The organism is Yoonia maritima (assembly GCF_043641945.1).
In the GTDB taxonomy this organism is placed as follows: Bacteria; Pseudomonadota; Alphaproteobacteria; order Rhodobacterales; family Rhodobacteraceae; genus Yoonia; species Yoonia maritima_B.
In genome coordinates, this window is the sequence record NZ_JBHZRX010000008.1 from 21,857 (window position 1) to 32,479 (window position 10,623).

At 54.4% G+C, this 10,623-nt stretch carries 9 protein-coding genes; 2 read left to right on the plus strand and 7 right to left on the minus strand.

All coding sequences use genetic code 11. The annotated features are described in order from the left end of the window. Position 1: 1 nt before the first annotated feature. From ACHUEV_RS15700 to ACHUEV_RS15730, 7 genes are all read right to left on the minus strand, one after another. A complete protein-coding gene (locus ACHUEV_RS15700; RefSeq protein WP_394181513.1) occupies positions 2 to 856 on the minus strand; it encodes a hydroxymethylglutaryl-CoA lyase in 855 nt (284 codons plus the stop codon). Continuing rightward, positions 849 to 2,849 (minus strand): acetyl/propionyl/methylcrotonyl-CoA carboxylase subunit alpha, encoded by a 2,001-nt coding sequence (locus tag ACHUEV_RS15705; RefSeq protein WP_394181515.1) that lies wholly within the window; start codon positions 2,847 to 2,849, stop codon positions 849 to 851. Before ACHUEV_RS15705 ends, ACHUEV_RS15700 begins: the two co-directional genes overlap by 8 nt. A 10-nt stretch (positions 2,850 to 2,859) precedes the next feature. Further along, positions 2,860 to 4,467: a carboxyl transferase domain-containing protein gene (locus ACHUEV_RS15710; RefSeq protein WP_394181517.1), complete on the minus strand. Its 1,608-nt coding sequence runs from the start codon at positions 4,465 to 4,467 to the stop codon at positions 2,860 to 2,862. Further along, positions 4,467 to 5,630 (minus strand): acyl-CoA dehydrogenase family protein, encoded by a 1,164-nt coding sequence (locus tag ACHUEV_RS15715; RefSeq protein WP_394181519.1) that lies wholly within the window; start codon positions 5,628 to 5,630, stop codon positions 4,467 to 4,469. Before ACHUEV_RS15715 ends, ACHUEV_RS15710 begins: the two co-directional genes overlap by 1 nt. 10 nt (positions 5,631 to 5,640) lie before the next feature. Beyond that, a complete protein-coding gene (locus ACHUEV_RS15720) occupies positions 5,641 to 6,252 on the minus strand; it encodes a TetR/AcrR family transcriptional regulator (RefSeq protein WP_394181521.1) in 612 nt (203 codons plus the stop codon). Positions 6,253 to 6,348: 96 nt separating this feature from the next. Further along, entirely contained in the window at positions 6,349 to 7,404 is a 1,056-nt protein-coding gene (locus ACHUEV_RS15725) for an ABC transporter ATP-binding protein (protein ID WP_394181523.1), read from the minus strand. 10 nt (positions 7,405 to 7,414) lie between these two features. Continuing rightward, positions 7,415 to 8,203: an IclR family transcriptional regulator gene (locus ACHUEV_RS15730; RefSeq protein ID WP_394181525.1), complete on the minus strand. Its 789-nt coding sequence runs from the start codon at positions 8,201 to 8,203 to the stop codon at positions 7,415 to 7,417. Between the two features lie 148 nt (positions 8,204 to 8,351). Between ACHUEV_RS15730 and ACHUEV_RS15735 the strand changes: the two genes are divergently transcribed. Together ACHUEV_RS15735 and ACHUEV_RS15740 are read left to right on the plus strand one after the other, a co-directional pair. Continuing rightward, positions 8,352 to 9,608 carry an ABC transporter substrate-binding protein gene (locus tag ACHUEV_RS15735; RefSeq protein ID WP_394181527.1) on the plus strand — a complete coding sequence of 419 codons (1,257 nt, stop codon included), beginning with the start codon at positions 8,352 to 8,354 and terminating at the stop codon, positions 9,606 to 9,608. A gap of 99 nt (positions 9,609 to 9,707) precedes the next feature. After that, positions 9,708 to 10,622 carry a carbohydrate ABC transporter permease gene (locus ACHUEV_RS15740; RefSeq protein ID WP_106358467.1) on the plus strand — a complete coding sequence of 305 codons (915 nt, stop codon included), beginning with the start codon at positions 9,708 to 9,710 and terminating at the stop codon, positions 10,620 to 10,622. Position 10,623: the final 1 nt, after the last annotated feature.

The window sequence follows — 10,623 nt, forward strand, 5'->3', positions numbered from 1 at the left end:
GTTATTTTCCTTTCAGCGATTGCGCAAAAGCAGCCGTTTCTTGAAGCCGCTGCAAATCGATCCCTGTCTCAAATCCCTTGTCATGCAGCAGCTGCACGACCTTTTCAGTTGCCACATTTCCCTTCGCACCGGGCGCATAGGGGCAGCCACCCAACCCACCAGCCGAGGCATCAAAACACCGCAAGCCAGCATCAAGGCTGACCTCGATATTGCCCAGTGCGTTGCCTTTGGTGTCGTGGAAATGCCCAGCTAACTGTTGGGCGGGCACTTTGGCCAGAACTGCATCCAACATCTTAGCGACGGTTTCTTGCGTCCCTGCCCCGATCGTATCGCCAAGGCTAACTTCGAAACAGCCAAGGCCAATCAACAGCGCCGCAACATCCGCGACGCGGGCTGGGTCCGTGGGGCCGTCATAGGGGCAATCGGTCACGCAGGACACATAGCCACGCACGGGCATTTGAATGGCCTTTGCGGCCGCCAAGACCGGTTCAAAACGGGCGATGCTTTCGGCGACAGAACAGTTGATGTTCTTTTGGCTGAACCCTTCAGAGGCCGACGCAAAAATCGCGACCTCATCCGCGCCTACGGCAACTGCGGCCTCGAACCCGCGCAAATTTGGGGTAAGAACACAGTAGCTCACACCGGTTTTGCGGGTGATGCCCTGCATGACCTGTGCCGCATCACCAAGCTGTGGCACCCAGTCCGGGCTCACGAAACTGGTGACCTCGATCTTCGAAAATCCACAGTCTGACAACCTGTCAACCAAGGCAATTTTATCCGCCGTTGCGATCATCCCCGGTTCATTCTGGAGCCCGTCACGGGGACTCATTTCGACGATCCTGACAAAGTCATTCATCTTCGGGTTCCATCTGTAGCAACAGATCACCGTCTACCACTTGCATGCCGGGCTGGACTAACACCTCTGCGACGATCCCGTCGCGTGGGGCGCGTAACGCATGTTCCATCTTCATCGCCTCAAGCACGAACAGGCTGTCGCCTTCGGTCACGGATTGCCCGGGTTTTGCAGACACAATTGTGACCATCCCGGGCATCGGAGCAAAAACATTGTCGCCACCATCAGCGCCCTCGGCATGCCCGGCAAGCGGATCTGGGATTTCAAACGCAAAACTGCGTCCGTCTTGAAAGGCGAAAATCGATCTGCCCTGAACAACCAAACCCAGCGTGCTTTGCACGCCATCCAAATCCAGTGTGTATTGCGTTCCGGCCTTAAGAACGGTCCCGATAGTGCGGGATGTGTCGCCATCGTGGACCAAGAAACGCCCCTCAGACAGCGGTTCTATTTTGCGCGATATGGGCTCTGCATCATGCACGATCCGGCTCGTGTAGGTAGCATTCGACCAATGCCGCCAGTTGGCCAAACCCTGCCACGGATCGCCAGTTTCAGTCGGAACAAGCCCCAACGATAAAACCGAGGCCGCAGCGATGATATGATCTGCCGGGGTGGTCGTATCAATCAACTCTTCCAAATCACGCGCGATCAGATTGGTATCGACGTTGCCCGCCTGAAATCCGGCGTGTTTTGAAAGCGCAGACAAAAATGCAATGTTCGTCGTCGCGCCACCGACGTGGCATTGGGCCAAGACCGCCGTTAACATTTTCAACGCCGTGCGCCGATCAGGGCCGTGCACGATGACCTTGGCAATCATCGGGTCGTAAAACGGGCTGATATCATCGCCAGACCGAATGCCGCTATCAATGCGCACAGAACCGGTTTCAAACGTTGTCCCTGCCGGAAACGCCAGATGGTTGAGCGTACCAATCGCCGGTAAGAACCCCTTGGGGACGTCCTCTGCATAAATGCGCGCCTCGAACGCCCAGCCATCGATGGACAGATCATCCTGACAAAACGGCAGCGCATCGCCCGCCGCTACGCGCAATTGCAGCGCGACCAGATCAAGCCCAGTGATCGCTTCGGTAACGGGGTGTTCGACTTGCAGGCGGGTGTTCATCTCCATGAACCAAAACCCGTCCTCTTTCAGGCCATCAGACCCATCAGCAATGAATTCAACCGTGCCCGCCCCGACGTAGCCGATGGCCTTGGCAGCCTCGACGGCGGCCTTTCCCATTGCGGCACGCACGGCTGGCGGCATGTCTGGTGCGGGTGCTTCTTCGATGACTTTTTGGTAACGACGCTGCAGCGAACAATCACGTTCAAACAAATGAACAACATTGCCATGCTGATCACCAAAAACCTGAATTTCAACGTGACGCGGTTGCGCGATATATTTCTCGATCAGGCAGATGGGATCGCCAAAGCTGGACTGACCTTCGCGCTGTGCTGCCTCGAATTCACTTTTGAAATCCGCTGGATTTTCAACCAAACGCATGCCCTTACCGCCACCACCAGCGCGAGCCTTAATCAGGATCGGATAGCCGATTTTATCGGCTTCTGCGGCCAGAAAGGCGACATCCTGATTGCTGCCTTGATAGCCCGGAACAACAGGAACCCCTGCTTCTACCATCAGTGATTTAGCGGCATCTTTCAGACCCATCGCATCGATTGCCGATGCGGACGGCCCGATGAAGGTAAGCCCGGCAGCGCCGACCTTGCGCACGAAATCAGGGTTTTCGGACAAAAACCCATACCCCGGATGAATGGCTTGGGCACCCGTATCAAGCGCGGCTTGAATGATGCGATCCGCCTGAAGATAGCTTTCAGCGACGGGTGACGGGCCAATGTGGACCGCCTCATCCGCTAGCGATACATGCTGCGATTGCGCGTCGGCATCCGAATAAACAGCGACCGTTCTCACGCCCATTTTGCGGGCCGTCATGATAACGCGACAGGCGATTTCGCCCCTGTTGGCGATCAGAATTTTATCAAACACATCGCTATCCTTACATCCGGAACAGACCAAATGCGGTCTCTTTGATTGGCGCATTCAGCGCCGCGCGCAAACTAAGCGCCAGCACATCCCGGCTTTTGCGCGGATCAATGATGCCGTCGTCCCATAACCGGGCCGAGGCATAAAGCGGGTGACTTTGCTTGGTAAACATGTCGATTGTGGGCTGTTTGAACGCCGCCTCTTCGTCGGCGGACCATGATCCGCCCTTGCGTTCGATCGCATCGCGTTTGACCGTCGCCAAGACGCCTGCGGCTTGTTCGCCCCCCATCACCCCGATGCGTGAATTGGGCCAGGTCCACAAGAACCGAGGATCATAAGCGCGACCACACATGCCATAATTGCCCGCCCCAAAGGACCCGCCAACCAGCATCGTAATTTTCGGAACAGAGGTGGTGGCAACGGCGGTCACCAGCTTTGCACCATTCTTAGCGATGCCTTCGGTTTCGTATTTCTGACCCACCATAAATCCGGTGACGTTCTGCAAAAACACCAGCGGGGTTTTGCGTTGCGAACATAATTCGACGAAATGCGCGCCCTTTACCGATGCTTCTGACAACAGGACGCCATTATTGGCGACGATCCCAACGGGCATCCCCATGATATGCGCAAATCCACAGACCAAAGTTGTGCCATAGCGGGCCTTAAATTCATCAAACCGCGATCCATCTACCAGACGCGCGATCACCTCGCGGATGTCATAGGGCGTTTTCAGATCGGCCGGAACGACGCCCAAAATCTCTGACGGATCATAAAGCGGGGCTTCTGGGGTGCGCATGTCCAGCTGCGCGATCTTTGGACGGTTCAGGTTGCTAACGACCTCTCGGGCTAAGGCCAAAGCATGATCATCATCATTGGCCAAATAATCAGCAACACCCGAAAGACGGGTATGAACATCGCCACCGCCCAGATCTTCGGCAGATACGATTTCACCTGTCGCAGCCTTAACCAAGGGCGGGCCAGCCAGAAATATCGTGCCTTGTTCTTTGACGATGATTGAAATGTCGCTCATCGCGGGAACATAGGCACCGCCTGCGGTGCAGGATCCCATGACAACCGCAATCTGCGGAATACCCTTGGCGGACATCTGCGCCTGATTATAAAAAATCCGGCCAAAGTGGTTCTCATCTGGGAACACTTCATCCTGATTGGGCAGGTTGGCCCCGCCAGAATCCACCAGATAGATGCAAGGCAGATTGTTTTGCTCTGCGATCTTTTGCGCGCGCAAATGTTTCTTGACCGAGATCGGGAAATAGGTGCCGCCTTTGACGGTCGCGTCATTGCAAACCACCATGACATCTTGGCCGCAAACCCGGCCAACACCAGCGATCACACCACCCGCAGGGCAGGCAATTTCTGTCAGCTCATAACCTGCAAAAATCCCGATCTCCAAAAACGGGGAACCGGGGTCGAGCAAGCCATTCACACGGTCGCGCGGCAGCAGTTTACCCCGCGACAAATGCCGTTCTTGCGAAGCAGCGCCCCCACCTTGATGGGCGGTTTGTTCGGCTAAACGTACCGCCTCTAACCCGCTTTGATGGGCGGCAACATTGTCTTGAAAGGCGGCAGACTGGGGTGAAATGCTTGATTTCAGGACAGGCATTAGCGCATCGCCTGCATCATCTCGCGGCCAATCAACATGCGCCGGATTTCAGAGGTCCCCGCCCCAATTTCCATCAGCTTGGCATCACGGAAATAGCGGCTGACGGCGCTTTCATTCATAAAACCCGAACCGCCCATTGCTTGCACCGCTTGGTGCGCCACGACCATCGCTTCCTCGGATGCGTATAGCACACAGGCCGCCGCATCATGGCGCGTGACCTCACCGCGATCACAGGCGCGCGCGACCTCGTAAACATAGGCACGAGCCGAGTTCATTTTGGTGTACATGTCAGCCATTTTACCCTGCATCAGCTGAAAATTCCCGATGCTTTCGCCAAACTGCTTACGTTCGACCATGTAGGGCATCACTTCGTCCAAACAGGCCGCCATGATCCCACACCCAATGCCAGATAGAACCACGCGTTCATAATCCAGCCCGGACATTAGAACGCGGACACCTTTGTTGACCTCGCCCAGCACGTTTTCGAACGGGATATCGACATCTTCGAACACCAATTCGACGGTGTTTGATCCGCGCATACCCAGTTTGTCGAAATGCTTAGACTGGGTGAAACCCGCCATGGATTTTTCGACAATAAACGCGGTCATGCCTTTTGATCCGGCTTCTGGATCAGTCTTTGCATAGACAACCAATGTATCTGCTTCACCGCCGTTGGTGATCCAGAACTTCGTGCCATTCAGACGGTAGTAACCGTTAAATTTCTCAGCGCTTAGCTTCATGCCAACCACGTCAGACCCGGCACCTGATTCAGACATGGCAAGGGCTCCGACCTTTTTTCCGCTGATTAGATCAGGCAGATATTTGGCCTTTTGTTCGGCATTGCCGTTCAGCTTGATTTGATTGACGCAAAGGTTGGAATGCGCACCATAGCTAAGCGACACCGACGCGCTCGCGCGGGCGATTTCCTCGACCGCAATGGTATGGGCAAGATAGCTCATTCCGGAACCACCGTCTTCTTCTGAAACAGTGATCCCGAGCAGCCCAAGCGCGCCCATCTCTTCCCATAGTTCAGCCGGAAAATCGTTTGTTTGATCAATTTGCGCGGCCATCGGTTTCACCCGGTCCTGCGCCCAACGGTGCACCATGTCACGCAGAGCATTCACGTCTTCGCCAAGATCAAACTTCATCGTGTGATTAAACATTATTCTCTCCCTAAGAATGCGTATCTGGCAAACGGTGGCCAACAGCCCCCAGCACCATTGATGTGTAGATGTCTTCGATTTTTTGTTGCGACAGGCGCCCGCCGCTGCGGTACCAAGTGTTCACACCCGTCAGCATCGACAAAATAGCCATCGCCGATACATGCGGATCATCCAGCTGAAATGTTCCATCATTCACGCCGCGTTCGAGGATCGACTTCAAAATACGCTCGTATTTCCGGCGCTTGCCTTCAATCAGCGCATAGCCCTCTTCCTCAAGCGAACGCAGCTCCATGTAGGACACGAATACCTCGTCTGGGCGTGTGATGTGGTACTGAATATGAAAGCGTGCGAACCGCTCTAGCGCCTGCACCGAAGTACAATCGCCCTGCTGGTTTTCAGCCGAAGCCGCTAACAGCCCATCCATATGCGTATCTAAAACAGCGACCAAAAGCTGCTGCTTGTTCCGGTGATGCTGATAAATCGCCCCGGGCTGCACCCCGACCTTATCCGCGATCTGACGCATGGAAACCGCAGCAAACCCATATTGAGCAAACAACGACAAGCTCTCTCGCAAAATCGCCTCTGCCGTAACACGGCCATCAGCCCCAGCCCTACGCGCCATAAGTTGCTTCCATTAATTAAACGAACGTTCAGTTAATTATTGAGGCAACGCGTAATAAGTCAACAAAAAAGACATAGAGTGAAACGAGATTGACGACTACCGCAGCCGAAGCTCTGTTTGGGCGTCGAATAGCATGACATCGTTTGCTTCGAATTCTAGCGTGACGGTTTCGCCTTCTTTCATCCGCTCTAGCCCGCGTTCTTCGATGACGATCTTTTCGCCGTTGTTCGTGACGATGTGGGTGTAGCTGACGCCGCCTAATGCTTCGGAGAGTTCGACTTTTTGTGCGCCACCTTTGACTGCCCGGCAGTGTTCGGGGCGGATGCCAACCCAAATTTCTGTACCGTCAGCCGGAAGGTTCATTGCCACTTCGATTGTCCGGTCGAGCGATGGAATCTGCACCTGGCCGTTTGTCACAGTGCCAGAGAGGAAGTTCATTGAAGGCGAACCGATAAATCCCGCAACGAATTTGTTATCCGGGTCGCGATAGAGGTCCAGCGGTGCGCCGACCTGTTCGATTTTGCCGGCACGCAGCACTACGATCTTATCGGCCAATGTCATGGCTTCGACCTGATCGTGCGTGACGTAGATCATCGTCGCGCCGATTTCTTTGTGTAGACGCGCGATTTCGACGCGCATTTCGACACGTAGTTCAGCGTCGAGGTTCGACAGCGGTTCGTCGAACAAGAATACTTCGGGGCCGCGCACAATCGCACGACCAATAGATACCCGTTGGCGCTGACCGCCTGACAGGGCGGCGGGTTTGCGTTTCAGGTAGTCATCCAGTTTTAGAATGCGGCTGGCTTCGGCGACTTTGGCTTCGATTTCAGCCTTGGGGTAGCCGTTCATCTTTAGGCCAAACCCCATGTTCTGTTTGACTGTCATATGCGGATAAAGCGCGTAGGTCTGGAACACCATTGCGACACCGCGGTCGGCAGGTTCCATGCGGGTTACATCACGTTCACCGATTTCAATCTTACCGCTTGTGGTTTCTTCTAACCCGGCGACCATCCGCAGCAGGGTAGACTTACCGCAACCTGATGGGCCGACAAACACGCAGAACTCACCGTCTTCGATTTCCAGATCGACCCCGTGGATCACCTGAACATCACCGTATTTCTTGATCACATTATTTAGCGTAACACCGGTCATTGGACCCTCCCTAGGCGGTGGCTTTGGTTTCGGGGAAACGCCAATTCTGGGTCTCTCGCGCGATTTGGTCAGCGGTGTCGCGGATCAGCGGAACAAAGGTGTCCAGCTTGTCCAATGACGCCCGCAATGTTGATGACGTGATCGACAACGCCCCCAGCACACGGCCAGAGTCGTTACGAATCGGTACAGCCACACAGATGATCCCCGGCTCGTGTTCTTCGCGATCGTAGGCGTGCCCGCGTTCACGAATTGCAACAAGTTCAGCACGCAAAGCGGCCTCGTTGGTCAATGTGCCATCGGTAAAACGGTGCCATGATTGCTGCGCCAGAACATCCGTTAACTGGTCTTCGGGTAAGTAGGCCATCATTGCTTTGCCGACGCCTGTGCAATAGGCCGGGCCGACTTTGCCAGCTTCAGAATACATAGGCAGCGGTTGGGATGCGTTGCGTTTATCCACATAGATCACCTGCGCATGATCCAGCTGGGCAAGGTGCACGGTTTCGCCCGTCTTTTCAGACAGTTTATCCATATATGGCCGTGCGATAGGTGCCAGTGAACTGGTTTTCCAGGCGGCGTGCGCCAAACACACAAGACGTACGCCCAATGTATATGTCCCACTGTCGGGGTCATACGACAGCATCCGTTGTTTGGTCAGCGTTTGCAGCAGCCGGTACAGCGTTGCCTTGGGGTAATCGCTGCTGCCTTGCAGCTCGCTAAAGCGCACAGGCCGCTCAAAGCCCGCGACCAATTCCAACACCGCGAGCGCCTTGCCTACCGTTCCGTCTGCCTTCGATTGCATGTGGCCTCCCTACCCCGGGTTATCCGAGGAACCTATTGACAAGCCTATACCGATCCGCGTTAAGGTTTCAATATTAGAAATGCGGTTCCATTATATGAAACTAGAATGTTTTGGCGGGATCGTTGGGAGCATAAATAGGGAGGACACTATGCGTTCCATGAAGAAGCTGATGCTGGCCGGTCTGGCCGCGACAACAATGCTAAGCAGTTCTGCGTTTGCAGAAGGCCTATCAGGCGAACTGCGCGTATTTTCCGACATGTCGAACCCGGCGCCCCGTGCCGTAATGGAAGGCATGGTTGAACGCTTTGGTGCGATGCACCCTGATCTGGACATCGAACTGACGGTCATCGACCGCGAAGCCTACAAAACACAGATCCGTAACTTTTTGACCGCCGATGCGCCTGACGTTGCGAACTGGTATGCGGCGAACCGTATGGGTCCATATGTGAACGCTGGTCTTTTCGAAGATATCTCTGACCTATGGGCAGAGCCAGAATTCGCAGCGCTTGCATCCACCAAAGGCGCGATGACTATTGATGATAAGCAGTGGGGCGTTCCCTATACTTACTACCAATGGGGTGTTTACTACCGTCAGGACATCTTCGAAGAGCTGGGTCTAACAGCACCTGCGACCTTTGAAGAAGAGCTGGCGAACTGCGAAAAGATCGTGGAGTCTGGCCGTGCTTGCTACACCATCGGTTCCAAATTCCTTTGGACTGCTGGCGGTTGGTTCGACTACCTGAACATGCGTACAAACGGTTATGATTTCCACATGCAGCTTGCACGTGGCGAAATCGAATGGACAGATGACCGCGTTCGCGAGACATTCGCAAACTGGCGCAAGCTGATCGACATGGGCGGCTTCATCGAAGACCACCAGACATACAGCTGGCAAGAAGCCCTGCCATTCATGATCAATGGCGATGCGACTGCTTATCTGATGGGTAACTTTGCAGTGCCGCACTTCCGTGACGGTGGCCTGACTGATGACCAGCTTGGTTTCTATCAGTTCCCAGTGATCAACCCAGATGTGCCGATGGCAGAAGACGCGCCAACAGACACGTTCCACATCCCTGCGAACGCGCAAAACAAAGAAGCCGCACGTGAATTCCTGCGCTTCATCGTTTCTGCGGATAACCAGACACTGATCAACGCAGGTGATGCACTGGGTCAGCTGCCTGTGAACGCAGAGTCTTCGGTTGATGACGACAAGTTCCTCGAAGCTGGCTTCAACATGCTGTCCAACGACGCACCGGGCGGCGTGGCACAGTTCTTTGACCGGGATTTCTCGGCCGAGATGGCAAAGGCTGGCATGGAAGGTCTACAGGAATTCATGGTTTACCCTGATAACCTGGACGACATCCTAGAGCGTCTTGAATTCGTTCGTCAGGATACTGCTGAATAATTACAACAATTGCGGGGTGGCTTATGCTGCCCCGCTTTTCGTTCTAGCTGCACGCATCTGCGCTGCGGGTTTTTGCACTTGGGACTTGAGGAGTAGAAAATGACTGACACGACGGCTGCTGCGCCGCACCACAGTTGGTTCCATCGCAATCGGAAAACGATCACGCCTTGGCTGTTTTTGCTGCCGGGCATCCTGTTTTTCTCGGTCTATGTGATCTATCCGATCATCCAAAGCATCAACCTGTCCTTCTATAAATGGGACGGGTTGGGCGAGGCCGAATATGTCGGCACTGCCAACTATGAACGTTTGGCAAGCGACCGAGCATTCACCGTGTCGTTGTTCAACAACATGAAATGGCTGCTGCTGTATCTGCTGGCGATCCCGGCGGGTCTGTTTATCGCGCTGTTTCTAAACCAAACCGTGCGCGGCATTCGCATCTATAAATCGCTGTTCTTCTTTCCCTTTGTGATCTCCCAAGTCGTCGTGGGCCTAGTATTCACATGGTTCTATGATCCAAACTTTGGCCTTTTGAACGGTATCTTAGGTGCTGTCGGGCTTGGTCCAATCAACGTGCTGGGTGACCCTGCGCTGGCCACCTATGGCATCATCGCTGCGGGTCTTTGGCCGCAAACCGCATATTGCATGATCCTGTATCTGACAGGTCTAAACGCTGTTGATCCTGAACAGATCGAAGCCGCCCGTCTTGATGGCGCAAAGGGGTGGCGGATGCTGTGGCACATCATCATTCCACAGCTAAAGCCCGCGACCTTTATTGCCTTTGTGGTAACGATTATCGGTGCGCTGCGGTCGTTCGATCTGATCTCGATCATGACCAATGGTGGGCCATTCGGATCAACCCGCGTGCTGTCATTCTACATGTTCGAAAAGGCGCTGTCCGAATACGGGTTCCGCATGGGTTACGGCGCTGCCATCGCGGTTGTGCTGTTCTTTATCATGCTGTTCTTCATCGCCTATTTCCTATGGTCGATGTACCAAGACGAGAAAGGTCGCTAAG